The organism is Streptococcus sp. HMSC066F10 (assembly GCF_001813805.1).
In the GTDB taxonomy this organism is placed as follows: Bacteria; Bacillota; Bacilli; order Lactobacillales; family Streptococcaceae; genus Streptococcus; species Streptococcus vaginalis.
Window position 1 is genome coordinate 48,042 of the sequence record NZ_KV813960.1, and the last position, 20,072, is coordinate 68,113.

At 41.9% G+C, this 20,072-nt stretch carries 19 protein-coding genes; 3 read left to right on the forward strand and 16 right to left on the reverse strand.

All coding sequences use genetic code 11. The features are described 5' to 3' along the window. Positions 1–10 precede the first annotated feature (10 nt). Entirely contained in the window at positions 11–1,000 is a 990-nt protein-coding gene (gene dhaK / locus HMPREF2933_RS03125) for a dihydroxyacetone kinase subunit DhaK (RefSeq protein WP_024052890.1), read from the reverse strand. 156 nt (positions 1,001–1,156) lie between these two features. Here dhaK and dhaS point away from each other — a divergent pair, with 156 nt between their 5' ends. Together dhaS and dhaQ are read left to right on the forward strand one after the other, a co-directional pair. Then, complete coding sequence (gene dhaS / locus HMPREF2933_RS03130) at positions 1,157–1,693, forward strand: dihydroxyacetone kinase transcriptional activator DhaS (RefSeq protein ID WP_024052891.1); 537 nt, start codon at positions 1,157–1,159, stop codon at positions 1,691–1,693. A 9-nt stretch (positions 1,694–1,702) separates the two neighbouring features. Continuing rightward, positions 1,703–2,689, forward strand: coding sequence for a DhaKLM operon coactivator DhaQ (dhaQ, locus tag HMPREF2933_RS03135; protein WP_024052892.1), 987 nt, complete (start codon positions 1,703–1,705; stop codon positions 2,687–2,689). A 58-nt stretch (positions 2,690–2,747) separates the two neighbouring features. On the opposite strand, the gene purB is transcribed toward dhaQ, so the two are convergent. The 8 genes from purB to purD all read right to left on the reverse strand — a co-directional run bounded on the left by purB (position 2,748) and on the right by purD (position 8,195). Continuing rightward, complete coding sequence (purB, locus tag HMPREF2933_RS03140; RefSeq protein WP_024052893.1) at positions 2,748–4,043, reverse strand: adenylosuccinate lyase; 1,296 nt, start codon at positions 4,041–4,043, stop codon at positions 2,748–2,750. A 43-nt stretch (positions 4,044–4,086) separates the two neighbouring features. Beyond that, the gene (locus tag HMPREF2933_RS10075; RefSeq protein WP_024052894.1) at positions 4,087–4,230 is read right to left on the reverse strand and encodes a hypothetical protein; all 144 of its coding nucleotides are present in this window, start codon (positions 4,228–4,230) and stop codon (positions 4,087–4,089) included. Positions 4,231–4,457: 227 nt separating this feature from the next. Continuing rightward, positions 4,458–4,583 (reverse strand): hypothetical protein, encoded by a 126-nt coding sequence (locus HMPREF2933_RS10295; protein ID WP_257360479.1) that lies wholly within the window; start codon positions 4,581–4,583, stop codon positions 4,458–4,460. Between the two features lie 13 nt (positions 4,584–4,596). Then, positions 4,597–4,821: a hypothetical protein gene (locus tag HMPREF2933_RS03145; RefSeq protein WP_024052895.1), complete on the reverse strand. Its 225-nt coding sequence runs from the start codon at positions 4,819–4,821 to the stop codon at positions 4,597–4,599. Between the two features lie 11 nt (positions 4,822–4,832). Continuing rightward, positions 4,833–5,921 carry a 5-(carboxyamino)imidazole ribonucleotide synthase gene (gene purK / locus HMPREF2933_RS03150; protein ID WP_024052896.1) on the reverse strand — a complete coding sequence of 363 codons (1,089 nt, stop codon included), beginning with the start codon at positions 5,919–5,921 and terminating at the stop codon, positions 4,833–4,835. Then, positions 5,908–6,396 carry a 5-(carboxyamino)imidazole ribonucleotide mutase gene (gene purE / locus HMPREF2933_RS03155; RefSeq protein ID WP_003037056.1) on the reverse strand — a complete coding sequence of 163 codons (489 nt, stop codon included), beginning with the start codon at positions 6,394–6,396 and terminating at the stop codon, positions 5,908–5,910. The genes purK and purE overlap by 14 nt, the downstream gene beginning before the upstream one ends. A 118-nt stretch (positions 6,397–6,514) precedes the next feature. Then, positions 6,515–6,940 (reverse strand): 2-thiouracil desulfurase family protein, encoded by a 426-nt coding sequence (locus HMPREF2933_RS03160; protein ID WP_024052897.1) that lies wholly within the window; start codon positions 6,938–6,940, stop codon positions 6,515–6,517. Then, positions 6,930–8,195 carry a phosphoribosylamine--glycine ligase gene (gene purD / locus HMPREF2933_RS03165; RefSeq protein WP_024052898.1) on the reverse strand — a complete coding sequence of 422 codons (1,266 nt, stop codon included), beginning with the start codon at positions 8,193–8,195 and terminating at the stop codon, positions 6,930–6,932. The genes HMPREF2933_RS03160 and purD overlap by 11 nt, the downstream gene beginning before the upstream one ends. A gap of 194 nt (positions 8,196–8,389) precedes the next feature. Between purD and HMPREF2933_RS03170 the strand changes: the two genes are divergently transcribed. After that, the gene (locus HMPREF2933_RS03170) at positions 8,390–10,324 is read left to right on the forward strand and encodes a GBS Bsp-like repeat-containing protein (RefSeq protein ID WP_070241460.1); all 1,935 of its coding nucleotides are present in this window, start codon (positions 8,390–8,392) and stop codon (positions 10,322–10,324) included. 58 nt (positions 10,325–10,382) lie between these two features. Here HMPREF2933_RS03170 and purH read toward each other — a convergent pair whose 3' ends face one another. From purH to purC, 7 genes are all read right to left on the reverse strand, one after another. Then, positions 10,383–11,930 carry a bifunctional phosphoribosylaminoimidazolecarboxamide formyltransferase/IMP cyclohydrolase gene (purH, locus tag HMPREF2933_RS03175; protein ID WP_024052900.1) on the reverse strand — a complete coding sequence of 516 codons (1,548 nt, stop codon included), beginning with the start codon at positions 11,928–11,930 and terminating at the stop codon, positions 10,383–10,385. 240 nt (positions 11,931–12,170) lie between these two features. Further along, a complete protein-coding gene (purN, locus tag HMPREF2933_RS03180) occupies positions 12,171–12,725 on the reverse strand; it encodes a phosphoribosylglycinamide formyltransferase (RefSeq protein ID WP_024052901.1) in 555 nt (184 codons plus the stop codon). Beyond that, on the reverse strand, positions 12,725–13,750 hold the full coding sequence (gene purM, locus HMPREF2933_RS03185) for a phosphoribosylformylglycinamidine cyclo-ligase (RefSeq protein ID WP_024052902.1): 1,026 nt from the start codon (positions 13,748–13,750) through the stop codon (positions 12,725–12,727). Before purM ends, purN begins: the two co-directional genes overlap by 1 nt. Continuing rightward, positions 13,710–13,991, reverse strand: coding sequence for a hypothetical protein (locus HMPREF2933_RS03190; protein ID WP_024052903.1), 282 nt, complete (start codon positions 13,989–13,991; stop codon positions 13,710–13,712). Before HMPREF2933_RS03190 ends, purM begins: the two co-directional genes overlap by 41 nt. A gap of 2 nt (positions 13,992–13,993) precedes the next feature. Next, positions 13,994–15,451, reverse strand: a complete 1,458-nt coding sequence (gene purF, locus HMPREF2933_RS03195) for an amidophosphoribosyltransferase (protein WP_024052904.1) — start codon at positions 15,449–15,451, stop codon at positions 13,994–13,996. 123 nt (positions 15,452–15,574) lie between these two features. Further along, a complete protein-coding gene (locus HMPREF2933_RS03200; protein WP_070672486.1) occupies positions 15,575–19,300 on the reverse strand; it encodes a phosphoribosylformylglycinamidine synthase in 3,726 nt (1,241 codons plus the stop codon). Positions 19,301–19,351: 51 nt separating this feature from the next. Continuing rightward, the gene (gene purC / locus HMPREF2933_RS03205; RefSeq protein WP_024052906.1) at positions 19,352–20,059 is read right to left on the reverse strand and encodes a phosphoribosylaminoimidazolesuccinocarboxamide synthase; all 708 of its coding nucleotides are present in this window, start codon (positions 20,057–20,059) and stop codon (positions 19,352–19,354) included. Positions 20,060–20,072: the final 13 nt, after the last annotated feature.

Genomic DNA, 20,072 nt, shown 5'->3' on the forward strand with positions numbered 1-20,072 from the left:
ATCATACCTCCTACCAAGCAATCGTTGCAACAGGACTGTTCAAAGCTTCTAGCCAGTCTTCACGTTCCAATTTGATAAAGGTCAGAGAAATGCCTGCCATGTCAATAGATGTCATGTAGTTTCCTAATTTCTTGTAAACAACTTCCAGACCTGCTGCTGCGAGAATTCCAGCCACATCGTTGGCAAAGACGTATTGTTCCATGAGCGGTGTTGCCCCCATGCCATTGATAAGGATTCCGATTTTATCTCCTGCTTTGAGTTCAAAAGAGTCTTTCAATTTTGCCACTAATTCTTGTGCCAAGTCTTTAGACGGCTGCATTTTTTCTTTGCGATAGCCGGGTTCTCCATGAATGCCGATGCCAAATTCAATTTCATCATCAGCAAGCACAAAGCCAGGTTTCCCAACTTCAGGAACGGTTGCTCCACTGAGAGCCAGCCCAACCGTATGAATCTGAGGCACCAATTCGTCAGCCAAGGCCTTGATTTCACTCAGTGATTTTCCAGACCGCGCAGCATTTCCCAAAATCTTATGAACCAAAATGGTACCAGCAACTCCACGGCGACCTTGCGTATAAAGGCTGTCCTCAACAGCAATATCGTCATCGACAACAACACTTGCCACCTCGATTCCTTCCATTTCTGCCATATCCTGTGCCATTTCAAAGTTCATGATGTCGCCAGAATAATTCTTGATAACCATGAACACACCTGCGCCTTCGTCTGCTTCTTTGATTGCCTGCAAGACTTGGTCAGGAGTTGGGGAAGTAAAGACCGCTCCGCAAATCGCAGCTGACAACATACCGTCGCCCACAAAGCCAGCATGAGCGGGCTCATGACCGCTACCGCCACCTGAAATAATCGCTACCTTGCCAGATTTTTCGCTATTTCTAGCAATGATGTCAAAGCCTTCTACACGATGCACCAAATCACTGTGGATATAAGCCAGCCCGTCTAGCATTTCGTCCACAACAGCCGTTGGTTGATTGATAATTTTTTTCATGAGTTTCTCCTTTGCTTTATGTTTCTTATTTTTATTGTAAAATTCTTTGCTCCATTTTGGAACGGACAAAATCAAAAATTTGTCCCTCTTTTTAGTTTTCCTATTGCATCATTCATGATAAACTAAGAATAGAACTAAAAAGACTGAGGAGGGAAGATGGCAACATCCTTAATCACGAAAAAAAGGATTGCCAAATCCTTTAAAAAATTAATGACCGAACAAGCTTTTGAAAAAATCTCTGTTCGACAAATTATGGAAGACGCCGGTATTCGCAGGCAAACGTTTTACAATCATTTTCTGGATAAGTACGAATTATTAGAATGGATTTTTCAGACGGAGTTGCGAGAGCAAGTAACGGATAATCTGGAATATATCTCTGGCTATCAGCTGCTGCAAGAACTGCTACACTATTTTAGCGTTAATAAGAGTTTTTATGCACAATTATTTGACATTGTTGACCAAAATGACTTTTCTTCTTATTTTCAAACCTACTGCCAACAACTTGTAGCCAAACTCGTCAGAGAATATCATTCCCGTCCTTTCCATTCTGAAATGGAGTATCATTTTTTCATTCATTATCACAGTCAAGCGCTTGCGAATGCTATCAAACATCTGCTGGATTTATCTGAGCAAGATTACCAGCAACAGGCGCAACTTTTAACACAACTAATCAAAACAGCTATAGAAAATTAAGGCAAGTATATGGTTCACATTATCAATTCAATTCATTCAAGCATTCAGCAAAACATCAATGCAATTACCCGCATGTATCCTCACCTTTCACAGCTGAAACAACTGCCCGTCATTTATCATAATCAGCACGATTCTTCTGTCGTGCCCATTATTTCGGGTGGCGGCAGCGGTCATGAACCAGCTCATTTTGGCTATGTGGGCGATGGTATGTTAACCGCTGCTATTAGTGGCCCCATTTTTGTGCCACCTTGTGCGGAGCATATTTTAGAAACCATTCGTTTTCTGCATCAAGGCAAGGGCGTTTTTGTCATTATTAAAAACTTCGATGCTGATATTAAAGAATTTTCCCAAGCCATTTATCAAGCGCGCAAGGAAGGAATTCCAGTCAAATACATCATTTCCCATGATGATATTTCAGTCGAAAAAAGCAACTTCCAAATCCGCCACCGCGGGGTTGCAGGAACGATTCTGTTACATAAAATCCTCGGGCAAGCTGCCAAAGAAGGGACTGGTCTAGATGAATTGGAAAAGCTCGCTCTTTCTCTGTCCACCTCCATTGCGACACTAGGAGTCGCAACAAAATCTGCCACCTTACCAAGCAAGCAGCTGCCTATCTTTGATTTGCCCCAAGGTCAAATTTCCTACGGAATTGGAATCCATGGAGAGCCCGGTTATCGGATGGTTCCGTTTGAATCTTCCGAACTGCTCGCTGTGGAGCTTATCAACAAAATCAAAATGAAATTCAAATGGCAAGAAGGACAAGAGTTTATTCTCCTCATCAATAACTTAGGCGGTACTTCAAAATTGGAAGAACTCGTTTTCACAGATGACATTCTTCAACTGTTAGATATAGAAGGCTTGAAACTGCCCTTTGTCAAAACAGGTCACCTCATCACAAGCCTAGATATGGCAGGACTTTCTGTTACCCTCTGCCATGTTTCTGACAGCTCCTGGCTAAAAGCCTTAGAAACCCCAACCAATGCTTTTGCTTGGTGAGAGAGCAAAAATCCAGAGAGTGGGAGTCTGTCCCACTCTCTGGATTTTTAATTTTATATTAATCCAAACCTATACGGTGGAAAATATCATCTACGCGCTTGGTGTAGTAAACTGGATCAAAAATGTCGTTAATTTCCTCTGGTGTTAAACGAGAGGTCACAGCTTCATCAGCTTCTAGTAGCGGACGAAAATCTGTTTGATTGTCCCAAGAATAAGCCGTCTTTGGCTGTACTAAATCATAAGCCTCTTCACGTGTCATGCCTTTTTCAATCAAGCTCAGCATGACGCGCTGGCTGTAAATAAGACCAAAAGTTGAGTTCATATTGCGGCGCATATTTTCAGGGAAAACAGTCAGATTCTTAACGATATCGCCAAAGCGGTTGAGCATGTAATCAATCAGAATCGTCGTATCAGGTGTAATAATACGCTCTGCTGAAGAATGGGAGATATCACGTTCATGCCAGAGCGACACGTTTTCATAAGCCGTCACCATGTGACCGCGAATCACACGGGCAAGCCCTGTCATATTTTCAGAACCGATTGGGTTGCGTTTGTGAGGCATGGCAGAGCTGCCCTTTTGCCCCTTGGCAAAGAACTCTTCCACTTCACGCTGTTCGGATTTTTGCAAACCGCGGATTTCAGTCGCCATGCGCTCGATTGATGTGGCAATGCTGGCTAGCACGGCAAAATATTCAGCATGCAAATCACGCGGTAAGACTTGAGTCGAAATTTCCTGAGCACGAATGCCTAACTTATCACAGACATATTTTTCCACAAATGGCGGAATGTTGGCAAAGTTCCCAACAGCACCAGAGATTTTCCCAGCTTCTACACCAGCGGCAGCATGTTCAAAACGCTCAATGTTGCGCTTCATTTCACTGTACCAAGTCGCGAGCTTCAGACCGAAAGTCGTAGGCTCCGCATGAACCCCGTGAGTACGCCCCATCATGATGGTGAACTTATGCTCACGCGCCTTGTCCGCTATGATGTTAAGGAAATGATCCAAATCTTTGCGAATGATGTCGTTTGCTTGCTTGTAGAGATAACCATAGGCTGTGTCCACCACATCAGTAGACGTCAAGCCGTAGTGAACCCACTTGCGCTCTTCGCCAAGCGTTTCAGATACTGCACGAGTAAAGGCTACCACATCGTGGCGAGTCTCCTGCTCAATTTCCAAAATGCGGTCAATATCAAAGTCCGCATTAGCACGGATTTTAGCCACATCTTCCTTAGGAATCTCACCCAGCTCAGCCCAAGCCTCATCAGCTAAGATTTCCACCTCCAGCCAAGCCCGGTACTTGTTTTCCTCACTCCAAATGTTCGCCATCTCAGGGCGTGAATAACGGTTGATCATTGTTTTTTATTTTCCTTTCTTTATCTATCCTTCTAAAGTTAGTTCAAGTCCTTTTACTCAAACCTACTCTCTTTTTCTTTTGTATTTCTTTTAATCCTAAAATTTTAGCTAATGTAACTTCAACATCCCAGTCTTTACTTAAATTCAACACAACCTCATTATCAATATTTTTCTCTTTACGAAACATATCTAATACGTCACCTTCAAAAACATAAATATGGTGTTACAGAATATTCAATTTCACAATTATAATTAAGATTATACTTACTCTTATACTATAAAACACTTCTTTATCATCAACATTTAAACTGCTATAAGAAGGTTTTATAACGTTAGGATGGTCTAACTTTTCAACATTTTCAATTTCTTGTTTATATCTTTTTGCTCTTTCCTTATTCTGCTCTTTAATAATTTTTATAGCGTACTTTTTTGTTCCTTAAATGCTTCACATACAATTCCTTCTCCACCCTCAGAAATTTTTTCAAGATTATCATATCCAAGTTTGGAGAATTTTTCTTTCAACTCTGTTAATTTTATCACAAAAATCTCTCCCTCACTCAAACTCCTCTTTCCCTATCTCCACCGACGGATAATGGGACAGCTGGTTCAAGTCTGTATCCAGCGGCAGATCATAGATTGTTAGGTAGTCTGCTGGGTAATGGGCTTGCAGCTCTTCATATTTGGCTTGGATTTTGTCAGCGTCTTTGCTGGCAAAGAGCACTTCGACAATCCCTGCTTCTCCATTTTCAATAAAGGCGTGAACAATGATTTGAATCATAACAAACTCCTCTAAAAATCTATTCCCTCACCTAGTTCTCTCACCTCATCTGGCTCTTCACTAAACACAGTCACATGTCCCATCTTGCGGTTGTGCTTCGCTTCCATTTTACCATACAGGTGGAGGTGGGCGCTAGGATGTTCTGCGACGTACTGCGCAGCTTTTTCCATGTGCTGGCCAAGGATATTGAGCATGACAGCTGGGGCATGAAGGGGCACTTCTGGCAGGGGCTGACCCAAAATACCCAAGATATGAGTATCAAACTGTGAGAAATCACAGGCTTCGATAGAATAATGCCCTGAATTATGCGGGCGCGGTGCGATTTCATTGACCAAAATCTGGTTGCCAGCTACAAACATCTCTATACATAGTGTACCAGAAAGTTGGACTTCTGTGGCAATTTTTCTTGCCATTTGCAGGGCCCTGTCCGCTAAATCTTGGGAAATCCGCGCTGGGACAATCGTTTTAGAAAGGATATTGTTGCGGTGGATATTTTCCTGAACAGGGAAAAGGGTCAAATCCGTGCCATTTCCAGACACAATAACCGATATTTCCATGGTGAAGGGGACAAAATCCTCTAGCACACAAAGAGTCTTGTCTGCTAAATCACGCGCAGTCGCTAAACTCTCCTCGTCTCTAATGACCACCTGACCGTGACCGTCATATCCGCCTGTTGCTGTTTTCAGCACGCGCTTAGTCGAAAAGTCATAGCCTGTAAGATCTGCCGATGAGCGGATAATTCGATAGGGAGCCAAATCCACACCAGTACTTGAGAGAAATTCTTTCTCGTGTACTCGGTTTTGAGAGATACGTAGCAACCTTGTTCCTTGTGGCAAATATGCCAAATCAGCTACCGCATCTAAGCTGTCTGCATCCACATTTTCAAACTCATAAGTCAGGACATCACAGCGCTCAGCCAATTGACGAAGAGCCGCCACATCATCATAAGGCGCAACGATGACTTCACTGACACGAGCAGCTGGACAATTAGCAGCTGGATCTAGCGTAATGACTTTGTGGCCTCGGTAGATTGCAGCAATCGCCATCATTTGTCCTAATTGACCACCACCGATAATTCCAATCGTTTTAGTTGAGTTCATTGCTAGACTCCTCAGCAATTTTTCCTTGTTTTTCTGCAAAGTCAGCCAGTGCTTGGGCAATTGGGGCATCTTCAACAGACAGCAAGCGCAAAGCAAAGAGCGCTGCATTGGTTGCACCTGCTTCGCCGATAGCCATCGTTGCCACAGGCACACCGCCAGGCATTTGCACAATAGAGTAGAGCGAATCCACTCCGCTCAATGCACGAGATTTTATAGGCACACCGATAACCGGCAACGTTGTTTTAGCCGCTACCATACCAGGCAGGTGAGCCGCCCCGCCAGCACCTGCAATGATAACCTTAATACCATGTGCGCGTGCTTCCTCAGCATATCGGAACATAAGGTCTGGTGTTCGGTGGGCAGAGACCACCTTTTTTTCATAAGCAACACCGAAGTCCTCAAGAACTTGGGCTGCTTTTTTCATCGTTTCCCAGTCGGATTTGGAACCCATGATGATAGAAATAATTGGTTGCATAATTTCTCCTTTTTCAAGCCTGCCTTAGACTGTAGAGGCGTCGTGAACTTTCTTGCGTGTGATGCTACGCTTTTCTTCTCATCTTTTCTTAAAAGCCGAGGAAAAGCTAACATCCCATCTAAAAAATCTTCTTAACTAGGTTTGTAGACCTTTGAGCTACAAACTTTCCTAAAAGACCACTGCCCTCTATTTTTCGACTAGAAAAATGACCATCGTAAATCTGGTTGACACCACAAGAGGGACTTCGGGACTGAAGAATAGCCAAGTCAATGTTTTTTTCAGCTAAACTAGACAATGTGTGATCAATTCCTACTTGAAATTCTTTATCATAAAAATTCCCATTGACATCACATGGCCGCCCTTTTAAAATCTCTACTGGCTCTCTTGGAACTGGTAAGCGGCCCGCAACTTCTGGGCACACTGCTAAGACATCTTTATCCGCAACAAAGTCAATAACAGCTTGATTATAATTATTGCCTCCATTGTACTTGCAATTTTCTCCAAGCAAACAGGCACTAACTAGTATACATTTTTTATTTTTCAAGAGCCTTGCTCCCAATATCAGTTCTGTAGAACAGTCCAGTCGTGTCTTGTTTGTCGAGTTGGGTGTAAATTTTTTCCTGCGCAGCTGAAACGCTGTCAGATGTGGTGACTAACATATAGACTCGGCCGCCATTGGACAGCAGTGCTTTGCCATTTTCACCAAACTTAGCGCCTGCATAGTAGGTGATGATATCACCGTCGGTCTTTTCTGGCAGAACTACACCTTTTTCGTAGCCAAGTGGATAACCTTCAGAAGCCACCACAACGCCCAATGTCACACCGCTGTCCGCCCAGGTCATATCTGGCTCCTTGCCCTCCAAAATGTCCGCGATGTTTTGCGCAAAATCAGAGGTTAGGCGCGACAGAATGACCTGCGTCTCTGGATCACCAAAGCGAGCATTGAACTCAATGACCTTGGGACCGTCCGCAGTCAGAATCAAACCAGCATAAAGAACACCGATATAAGGTCGCCCTTCTTTAATCATCCCCTCCAGCACTGGTTTGACAATGGTGTCAACTGCAGTTTCAACCACGCTTGCTGGCAAATGTGGTACGGGCGCATAAGCACCCATACCGCCTGTATTAGGACCCTTGTCACCGTCATAAGCACGTTTGTGGTCCTGAGCTATTGGCATGATGTAAAACTTATCACTATTAACAAAGGCAAAAAGAGAAAACTCTTCTCCTTCAAGAAATTCTTCAATAACTACGCGCGCACCAGAATCGCCGAATTTATTGTCCAGCAACATTTCGTGCGCTGCTTCAACCGCTTCTTCCACCGTTTCAGCGACTACCACGCCTTTCCCCAAGGCTAAGCCGTCCGCCTTCACCACGATTGGAGCGCCCTCTTTTTCGATATAGGCTTTGGCGGCTTCAAAGTCTGAAAAAGTTTCATAGCGTGCTGTCGGCACACCGTATTTTTTCATGATTGACTTGGCAAAGTCCTTGGACCACTCCAGTTCCGCAGCCAATCGAGTCGGTCCAAAAGCCTTGAGACCGGCGGCTTCAAAATCATCAACGATACCTGCAGCTAAAGCGTCATCTGGACCAATGACAGTCCAAGCAATATCATTTTCTTTGACAAAGTCAATCAGCGCTGCATGCTCAGAAATCCCAATCGGAACCAACTTAAGACCGTCGAAGGTCATCCCGTCATTTCCGGGAGCAACAAAGACCTGCTCCACCTGCGGTGACTCCAACAACTTCTTAGCAATCGCATGCTCGCGACCACCCGAACCAACAACTAAAAGTTTCATGATTGACCTCTTTGCGAATTATTTATAACAATTATACCATAAATGTTCGTTTATACTTTTATTTATCGTAAAATATTTTGATAATAACGAAATCCCATTACCATTTCTAATTTTTCAATTCAGTTTTCAATTTTTTCATCTTTTCCCGAATAATCTAAATGGAACTATCCAAATTATTTATTCAAAGGAGATTTATGAAGAAATACAGTCAATTATTTTTACTATCTAACACTATTTTGGGCGTTTTTTCTGCTCAACTAACTGCTCAAGCCTCGGAAGCAGATAATGCTCAAAAAAGCTCAAATCCAGCAATTCTTGCTAGCAACATTACCGTCAATGTTTCTGGAAATACAGCTTCTATTAACTACACACGCTCACAGACACAAGTTCCTTACACCATTTACCACGCTGTTTGGTCTGATGAAAATGGGCAAGACGATATCAAATGGTATTCTGCGCCTCAGACACCCACTACAGCTATTGATTTGCGTCAGCACACTGGTTATGGAACCTTTCATGTTCACACTTATATCAATATCAATGGAAAAATGGTTGGTTTAAACGGAACGACTTTCAAAGTAGAAAAACCAGCTAGCGGCACGGTTTCTACAACCGTTTTAGGAAAGACTGCTCAAATATCCTTTACTCGAAACAAAGATCAAACAAATGCCAATATTTTACACGCTGTTTGCTCTGACGAAAAAGGACAAGATGACATCAAGTGGTATACGGCAGGGCAAGACACAACAGAAATTGACTTATCCAATCATAAAGGATACGGTGTTTACCATGTTCATACTTATGAAAGTAAAAACGGAAAGATGATTGGATTAAATGACACCACTTTTAACCTTGAAAAACCAAATCCTTCTATCCAGACTAGCTTTCCTGAGCCTGGTATCATGGATATTCAGATCAAAAATGTTCCTAAAACAATCTACAAACTAACGGTTCCGGCTTGGTCTGACCGCAACGGACAGGATGATCTTCAATGGTATGCAGCTACTAAAAATTCTGATGGAAGCTACAATGTTAGAGTTGAGCTAAAAAAACACAACTATGACATAGGAACTTATCATATTCATCTTTACGGAGAAAGCTATGTCAAACCAGAGTTTACTGGCTTAGCTGGAATCACTGCCCAAGTTGATGCTGATAAATTGCCTTCTGAAGAAGAGCAAAAACCATTCTTCTCTGTTGAAAATATCAATCAAGAACAAGGGACTTATACCGTCAAAGTTAGTGAAACTTCAAAGTCCAAGCCGATTCAATCCGTCCGAGTACCTATTTGGAGCACGAGCAATCAAAGCAATATCAAGTGGTATGCAGCCACTAATCACGGTGATGGAACCTTTACGACAAGCTTTGATATTCGCAATCATCAAGTTTTTTCCGGAACATACACCAATCATATTTATGTGAAATATAAAGACGGTAGCGAGCATAGTTATGCAACGGATTCGGTTGCTATGTCCGCAGAAAAAATTAAAACCAAAGTATCTGTCGCTAAACGCTCAACTTATCTTTATGAGGTGACGGTGACAGATGCTTACGGCGATGGCAAGATTAGCCTACCGACTTGGTCTGAAGTCAACGGCCAAGATGATATTCAGTGGTACACCGCTACTAAAGCTGGAAATGGAATTTACAAATTCACAGTTGATACGCAAAAACACACTGGCAGTGGCCTTTTCCATACACATGTTTACCGCAATCTCAACGGTCAAATAATTGGACTAACAGGTACGAGATATCAAGTAGAGAAGCCTGCTATCTCTTTCCAACCAAATTATGCCGCAGCAACGACTTATCCAAAAGGGCAATGCACTTGGGGCGCCAAAGCTCTTGCACCTTGGGCTGGCAATTACTGGGGCAATGGTGGTGATTGGGCTGCTAGCGCCAGACGAGCTGGTTTTAAAACCGGTACAGCTCCACAAGTAGGGGCTATTATTTGTTGGACAGACGGTGGTTACGGTCACGTTGGAGTTGTTACTCACGTTGCCTCAAACACACGCATTCAGATTCAAGAGGCCAACTACGCTGGAAAACAGTATATTGGCAACTTCCGCGGCTGGTTCAATCCTCATGCAGCTGGACAAGGAGCAGTTAGTTACATTTATCCAAAATAAGTCCCTCTGAACAACTTAAAAAACCTTGGAAAATCAATCCAAGGTTTTTATACTATTCTCAATGTCTAAAATGCCGTACGCCTGTAAACACCATGGCAATGCCGTATTTATCAGCCATATCGATAGATTCTTGGTCACGGACGGACCCACCAGGTTGGATGATTGCTTTCACACCTGCAGCAGCAATTTCTTCAACATTATCCGCAAATGGAAAGAAAGCATCACTAGCAAGAACCGCACCGTCAAGACGGTCTTTGGCTTGGTCAAGAGCGATACGAACAGAAGCTACACGGTTTGTTTGACCAGGACCAACACCCAATGTCATATGGCCATTTGTTACGATGATACCGTTTGATTTCACGTATTTGATAGCTTTCCAAGCAAATTCAAGTGCTGCTTTTTCTTGGTCAGTTGGTTGACGTTTTGTCACAACTTTCCAATCAGCTGGATTTTCTTTGACAACATCTTGGTTTTGAACCAACAGCCCACCAACAACACCCGTGTATTCTTTTTCAACTTGGCTAGCTTCTTGAGCTTCAAATGTCAATTGAAGAATACGCAAATTTTTCTTCTTAGTTGTCAAGATTTCAAGGGCTTCTTCTGAATAACTTGGTGCAATGATGATTTCAAGGAAGATAGCGTGCATTTTCTTAGCTGTTGCGGCGTCAACTTCACGATTCAGCACAACAATACCACCAAAGATTGAAACTGGGTCTGATTCATAAGCGTAGTCCCAAGCTGTTTCAATATCATCAGCTTGTCCGATACCACACGGATTCATGTGTTTAAGGGCAACAACAGTGGGACGGTCTTTGAAATCACGGATAATGCGGATTGCAGCGTCAGCGTCACGGATGTTGTTAAATGACAATTCTTTACCATTCAATTGTTTAGCAGAAGCAATTGAGTAATCTGTTGGCAAAGCTTTTTGGTAGAAATCAGCGTCTTGTTGAGGGTTTTCACCATAGCGCATTGGTTGTTTCAAATCGTAAGTGATTGTGAGTTTTTCAGGTTTTGTTTCACCAACTTGTTTTGTGAAATATTCTGCAATTAAAGCGTCATAAGCTGCTGTATGACGGAAAACTTTTGCTGCCAGGCGCCTACGAGTTTCAAAGTTTGTTTCACCATTAGCTGACAATTCATCCAAAACAACAGCATAATCAGCTGGGTCAACGACAACTGTAACACTAGCATGGTTTTTAGCAGCAGATCGAAGCATGGAAGGACCACCGATATCAATATTTTCAACCGCATCAGCGTAAGTCACATCTGATTTCAGAATAGTTTCTTTGAATGGGTAAAGGTTAACCACAACAAGGTCAATCAATTCAATGTGGTTATCTTTTGCGGCTTGAAGATGACTGTCAAGATCGCGACGAGCCAAAAGGCCACCGTGAATATTTGGATGAAGTGTTTTCACACGACCGTCCATCATTTCTGGGAAGCCCGTTACATCATCAATGGCGATAGTATCAACGCCTGCTTTATCAAGCGTAACTTTTGTTCCGCCAGTTGAGATAATATCCCAACCAAGTTTTTTTAATTCTTGAGCAAATTCAACAATGCCCGCTTTGTCTGAAACACTGATTAGTGCACGTTTTGTCATTTCAGTCCTACTTTCTACTTCTTTTTGTAAAATATAAACCACTAAATAGCAATACTGGCAATAAGCCCGATAGAATAAGCCAAGCAAAGGCGTAACGGATTTTCAAGATTACCAAATAAGTACATTTACTATAAAGGCAACGACAATAAAAGTTAATACAAACACCAAAATCTTTTTTATCATCATAATCTCATTATAAGGCAGCATACTAATAGCTAACTACGCTATCAAATACACGGACTACTTTTTCTTAACTCTTAAGCTCTCCAAAACATCTGGATAGAGTTTATACTCTGCTTCATGAATGCGAGCTTCAAAACTGTCAATGGTATCATCAGCCAGACGAGGCACACGAACTTGTTTAATCACTTTTCCCGTGTCAACACCATTGTCAACCCAGTGAATGGTAACACCAGATTGGTCAACACCTGCTTCCCAAGCATCATCAATACCATGAGCCCCTGGAAATTCTGGAAGATAAGCTGGGTGAATATTGATGATACGACCTTCGTAAGCTGCTAGCAAAGTCGGACCAACAATCTTCATATAACCAGCTAGGCAAACCACATCAATATCATATTTTTCAAGCAAAGTAACAATAGCTTCTTCGTAAGCTGCTTTATTATCAAACTCTTTGAGTTCAAAAGCATGAGCTGTCACACCGAGTTTTTCTGCACGTTCTAAGACATATGCATCTCGGTGGTCTGAAAAGACAAATTCAACTGGAAATTGCTCCGCAATGACTTGAAAATTTGACCCATTACCACTCGCAAAAACGGCAATTTTTTTGCTCATTATTTCATCACCACACTTGCATCAGCTTTTTTGACGATACGCCCAAGTTCGTAAACTGGCTCATCAAGTAATTCTTTCACGCGCTCAACCTTATTAGGACTAACTGCCAACATAAGACCAATACCCATGTTGAAGATTTCAAACATTTCTTCGTGTTTGATGCTACCATATTTTTCAAGAGCTTTGAAAATTGGAAGAACCGGAACTTTATCCTCTTCGATTTCAGCAGCTAAATCATCCGCAAACATCCGTGGAACATTTTCAACGAAGCCGCCACCAGTGATGTGAGCAATACCGTTAACCAATTCTTCTTTGATAAGCGGAAGCACCGCTTTGACATAGATACGTGTTGGTTCAAGCAGCACTTCTTTCAATTTTTTGCCTTCAAGTTCTGGAAGCACTTCTTCACCTGTGTAATCAGCAAAGACACGACGGACAAGCGAATAACCGTTTGAGTGAATACCGCTGGAAGCAAGTCCAAGAAGAACATCACCATCAGAAACTTTTGACCCGTCAATGATTTGTTTTTTTTCAGCGACACCAACCGCAAAACCAGCTAAATCATAGTCGTCTTCACCATACATACCAGGCATCTCAGCCGTTTCGCCACCGATAAGAGCTGCACCAGATTGAACACAACCTTCCGCAACACCTGCAACGACTTGTTCAAGCTTTGCAGGTTCATTTTTACCCGTAGCAATGTAATCTAGGAAGTAAAGCGGCTCTGCCCCAGCTGCAATGATGTCATTGACACACATGGCAACACAGTCTTGACCGATTGTATCGTGTTTATCATATTTGATGGCAAGCATGAGTTTTGTTCCCACACCATCAGTTCCTGAAATCAAAACAGGTTCTTTCACGTCGAGCTGAGACAAGTCAAACATCCCACCAAAACCGCCAAGAGCGCCCATGACGCCAAGACGTTCGGTGCGCGCAACGTGTTTTTTGATACGTGCAACAACTTCATAACCCGCTTCAACATCAACACCAGATTGAGCATAAGCATTTTTGTTTTCTGTCATTTTCTTTCCTTTCTTTGGAAATAGCAGAGCTGTCCTCTAACTTGATCTGCTTTTCTAACTCAATTCGAAGTCCATGATGTTGCCAGGCAGAAACACCTAAAATGACAGCTACTAACATTGGTAACCAAGCTTTTGAAAAGCCATGTTGAAACCAATTCCAGATGCCACTACCAAGACCAATAAGCACCAAGACGATTTCAGCGAAGACGAAACGCTTCAGCCTTGAAAGAATTTTTGTCACTACTATTTCTTCACATTTTCAATATAAAAGCTTGTCTTTTCCTCTAAACTTCGAAGGTACTCTTCTTCATAATCATAAAGAGGGGTAGGGTAATTCCCATCAAAGTAAGCAACGCAAAGCCCACCATTGGGTGCATCAGTTTCAAGACCAATTGAGTCAATCAAACCGTCAATTGACAAGTAAGTCAAGCTATCAGCACCAATAATCTCACAAACTTCATCTTTGGTATGATTAGCTGAAATCAATTCACGGCGATTTTGAATATCGATACCGTAGAAACATGGGTATTTCAATTCTGGACTACCGATTGCCACATGAACTTCTGTTGCACCAGCTTCACGAAGCAAACGAACGATACGGCGTGATGTTGTTCCACGTACGATAGAATCATCAATCATAACTACGCGCTTACCTTTAACAACACCAGATACGGCTGAGAGCTTCATGCGAACACCTTGCTCACGCAAATCTTGTGTCGGTTGAATGAAAGTACGTTGTGTGTACTGATTTTTCACCAAGCCCATTTCATTTGGGAGACCTGATTCTTCAGCAAATCCCATTGCTGCTGAAAGTGATGAATTCGGCACCCCAACAACGATATCTGCTTCATGCTGGAATTCCTGTGCCAGACGCTTTCCCATATTTTTACGGGCGGTGTGGACATTAACACCGTAAATATCACTGTCAGGCCGTGCAAAATACACGTATTCCATCGAGCAAATGGCAAGCTGAGTGTCCGTCGTGTAGGTATCGTACCGAATGCCATTGTCATCAATGATAACAAGTTCTCCTGGTTTTACATCACGAACCCATTTAGCACCAACCACTTCAAAGGCACACGTTTCACTTGATACCACCCAAGCACCATTTGCCATTTGCCCAATTGACAAGGGACGAAAACCATTTGGGTCAAGCGCAGCAATCAACTTATCTTCTGTCATCAAAAGGTAAGCAAAGCCACCTTTGACAGTGTTCAATGCCTCCCTTACTTTTCCGAGAAATTCTGGATTATGACTGCGACGAATTAAATGCATTAGAATTTCAGTATCAGACGAAGCATTAAAAATCGCTCCTTGGTCCTCCAGTTCTTTTTTCAGTGACAAAGCATTTGTCAGATTTCCATTATGACAAAGGCCAAACTGTTCATCTGTAAAATTGTAAAGAAATGGCTGAATGTTGTTAATAGAAGCCGAGCCTGCTGTCGCATAGCGAACATGTCCAATTGCAGCATGCCCAGTCAATTTTTCCAAATCGGCAGGATTTTTAAATACTTCTGAAAGTAGACCTGTATTACGGTACTGAAGAAGTTTGCCCTTATCGTTTGTCACGATACCAGCACCTTCCTGACCGCGGTGTTGAAGACTATGGAGTCCAAAATAAGTCACTTGAGCAGCTTGAGGATGTCCCCAAATCCCAAAAACTCCACATTCTTCATTAAGAGATTTCACTTCGTATGTCATTTTTACCTCGATACAAAGGCCATTAAGCATCTAATCAAAATAGAAGAAATCCTGTTTTTCTAAGTTCTTTTTGATACATTGCTTAGCCCGTGTTCAGTACAGCATATCAACTGCTGTGCTTGATTATTCCCCTGTAAAGTATTTCACAGCGCTACGGAACAAGTGTTGGTCTTTATTTCCTGGGATATTTTGGAAAAGACCGTCTTCCCAGCGTTCTGAATGTCCCATTTTACCAATGATTTGACCGTTCTTGCTGGTAATCCCTTCAATCGCATTAATAGAGCCGTTTGGATTGTATTTAGAATCCATGCTTGGTTTGCCATCAAAATCCACGTATTGGCTGAAGATTTGTCCGTTGTCACGGAGTTCTGCAAATTCCTCTTCCGTCACGACAAATTTCCCTTCACCATGTGATACTGGAATAGCATGAATATCACCAACTTTGACACCAAGAAGCCATGGTGAATTGGTATTGGCAATACGTGTCTCAACCATTTTCGCCACATGTTGGTTAGCATCATTGTGGAAAAGTGTCGGGCTTGTTTCAGTCGCATCTTCAAAGTTACCGTATGGAAGCAGTCCTGATTTCACAAGTGCTTGGAATCCATTACAGATGCCGATGATAAGGCCACCTTTTTCAATAAAGCTGTCAATAGCTGCGCGAACTTTTTGGTTCAACAAGATGTTGACAATGAATTTAGCCGAACCGTCTGGTTCATCAGCAGCCGAGAAACCTCCTGTAAAGAAAATAATATTTGCTTTACAGATGTTGTCAACCATTGTGTCAACTGAAGTCTCAATGGCTGCCTCATCAAGTGTTACGAACGGAACCAAATTCACTTTTGCTCCAGCTTGTTCAAAGGCTTTTGCTGAATCATATTCTGAATTTGTACCAGGAAAGACTGGAATGTAAACAAGTGGCTCTGCTACTTTCTTACTTGTTTTAATCACTGCATCTGAAGCAACTACTGGAACATCTTCAAGTTTAGTACTTTGTTCAAATTCAGTTGGGTAAACATCTTCGAGTTTGCTTTCAAAGGCTGACAAAAGTTTATCGCCCGCAAGGTTGACACCGTTGACAGTAAGTGTAAAGTCAGCTGTAGTTTCACCTATTTTGTTAACTTCAACAATTTCTTCAGTAGATGTAAAGATAAAGCCACCGAGTTGTGCTATCAAACTAGTCTCAAGCTCTGTCAATTCTACTTTAGCACCAATATGGTTACCAAAAGCAGCAAGTGCCAAACTTTCCACCACACCACCGTATTTAACAGCTGAAGCTGATGTGATAGGATGTGCTTTTTGAATCGCTTCAAATTTAGCAAAGTTAGCTTTAATCAAGTCAAAATCAATCTCTTGTGAAATAGCTTGCCCTGGAATGTAGTAAATGTATTCACCAGCTGTTTTAAATTCTGGCGAAAGAACATTACGACTATCAGCTGTTGTCACACCAAAGGCAACCAATGTTGGTGGTACTGTCAATTCTTCAAAGGTACCAGACATTGAATCTTTACCACCGATTGATGGTAAACCAAGTTGGATTTGTGCCTCGATCGAACCAAGCAGAGCAGCTACTGGCTGACCAAAACGATCCGCTTGTTTATCCATGCGTTCAAAGTATTCTTGGTAAGAGAAACGCGCACGAGACCAATCAGCACCTGTTGCTACCAAGCGAGCTGTTGCTTCAATAACAGCGTAAGCTGCACCATGATAAGGTGACCACTCTGCAATATAAGGATTGAATCCCTGTGCCATGACAGAAGCTGTCGTTGTGACACCGTTTTGAACAGGAAGTTTTTGAACTGAACTTTCTGTTGGTGTGATTTGATAACGACCACCAATCGGATGGTTAACCGTTGAACGACCAACAGAACTATCAAAGATAGTTTGCAAACCTTTTTGACTAGCGTGGTTAAGGTCATACAGAACTTTCACTGTGTCTGCTTCAAGTGTTACTGCTGATGTTGTACGCACCTCAGGAAGGGCAACATCCTTATCCACAACATTAGCATCAACCACCACGCGCACACCGTTAGTATCAAGGAAGGCACGTTCCAAGTCAACGATGGTTTCACCATTCCAAGTCATGACAAGGTTTGGTTTTTCAGTAACAGTCGCGACAACAACTGCATCAATGTTCTCTTTATGACATGCTGCAATAAAGGCGTCCACATAACTTGGACGAACAACAACAGCCATGCGTTCTTGTGACTCAGAAATGGCAATTTCGGTACCGTTAAGACCTTGGTATTTTAGTGGCACTTTGTCCAAGTCAATTTCAAGACCATCTGCCAATTCACCAATAGCCACACAGACGCCGCCAGCACCAAAGTCATTTGATTTCTTGATGAGACGAGTGACATTGCCATTGCGGAAAAGACGTTGAATCTTCCGTTCTTCAATGGCATTCCCTTTTTGAACTTCTGCGCCAGCTGTTTCAACAGATTCAACGGTTTGAACCTTAGATGATCCTGTGGCTCCACCGACACCGTCACGGCCTGTTTTACCACCGAGAAGAATAACCACATCACCAGCTTCTGGTTTTTCACGCACGACATTTTCTTTTGGTGCTGCACCGACAACAGCACCTAGCTCCATACGCTTAGCAACGAAGCCTGGATGGAAGTACTCTTTGACATAGGTAGTCGCAAGTCCTATTTGATTCCCATATGAAGAATAACCATGTGCCGCTGTCTTAGAAATCACTTGCTGCGGCAATTTGCCGGCACGCGTCTCAGCAATCGGTGTTGTAATATCACCAGCACCTGAAATACGCATTGCTTGATAAACATAAGAACGTCCTGACAATGGGTCGCGGATTGCACCACCGATACACGTTGCGGCACCACCAAATGGTTCAATTTCTGTTGGGTGATTGTGTGTTTCATTCTTGAACATCAAAAGCCATGGTTCTTTAACACCGTTCACATCAACTTCGATTTCAACCGAACAAGCATTGATCTCGTCTGACACTTCCATATCGTCCAAACGACCATTCGTACGTTCATAACGACAAAAGATTGTCGCCATGTCCATCAATGTTTGTGGCTTTTCAGAACGTCCAAGTTCAGCACGCATAGCAATATATTTATCATAAGTTGTCTGTAATTGTTTTTGGAATTTAGACGCTGAGAAATCAATATGTTTAAGCTCAGTTTCGAAAGTTGTGTGGCGGCAATGGTCTGACCAATAAGTATCCAAAACTTTCAATTCTGTTTCCGTTGGCACGCGCCCAATTGATTTGAAGTACTCTTGGATAAAGACAAGGTCATCAACTTCCATCGCCAAACCTTGTTCAGCTTTATAATCAGCAAATTCTGCCACTGTATAAGTCTTGAAGAAATCAAGATTTGGAATCGTTTTGTCCGACTCTGAAAATGCTTGCGATGCAATTCCTGTCGTAATATCTTTAAAACGAGAATCTACTGGATTAAGTAAATAATTTTTTACCGTATCAAGTTCAGCAGTATCAATATCCTTGTTAACAAGATAAAGTTGAGCCGTATTAACTGTTACATCATTACTGCTGCCAAGAAGAAGCAATGCTTCTTGTGATGACGCTGCACGTTGGTCAAATTGACCTGGAAGTGATTCAATAGCAAAGAAAGCATAGTTAGAAAGTTCAGCAACCACATCACTCTCAGCCAAAATATTATCCGTTACTTGTTCAGAAAAAATGTGTTTTTCAGCACGTTCGAAAAGCGAATCTGCTAAATAAAAAACATCGTAAACTTGAATAATGCGTAAATCAGTTAAACTTGTTAATTGAAGATTGTGTTTGAGTTCTTTAACAAGCGCCTGAGCCTTAATGTTAAAATTTGATTTTTTCTCAACGAAAATTCGTTTATTCATTTTTTACCCTTTTTAGAATTCTTCTTTCTACTTAATTAGAAATCACAGTTTTTAGTTAAGCCCTTTGAGTTTTTCAAGGACAACTTCGTAAACATCTGTCAAACTACCTAAATCACGACGGAAAACATCTTTATCCATGTGATGACCTTCAGCATCCCAAAGACGGCAGTTATCTGGTGAAAATTCATCCGCAAGAATAATTTTGCCATCTTTGTCTTTACCAAATTCCAATTTGAAATCAATCAAATTAAGACCAATTTGGCTAAACCAATCTTTCAAAAGGTCATTAATACGACGTGTTTCTGCTTTGATATAAGCAATATCTTCACCACTTGCAATACCAAGGAATTTTACGTGCTCATCATTGATAAATGGGTCATCCAAATCATCATTTTTGTAGTAAAATTCAACGATTGGAGTATCTAATTTAATTCCTTCCTCTACCCCAAAACGTTTTGAGAATGAGCCTGCAGTGACATTACGCAAAACAACTTCAAGTGGAATGATATCCACCTTTTTATTCAATTGTTCGGTTTCTGACAATTGTTTAACAAAGTGAGTTGTCACACCTGCTTCATTCAATTTCGTAAAAATGAAAGATGAGATTTGATTATTAAGAACGCCTTTACCTTTAATCGTCTCTTTACGAGCACCATTAAGCATGGTCGCTTGGTCTTTGTAATGTGCAATAATAAGATTTTCATCATCTGTCAAAAATAAATCTTTAGCTTTTCCCGAATATAACAAATCACTTGTCATTTCAATATTCGCC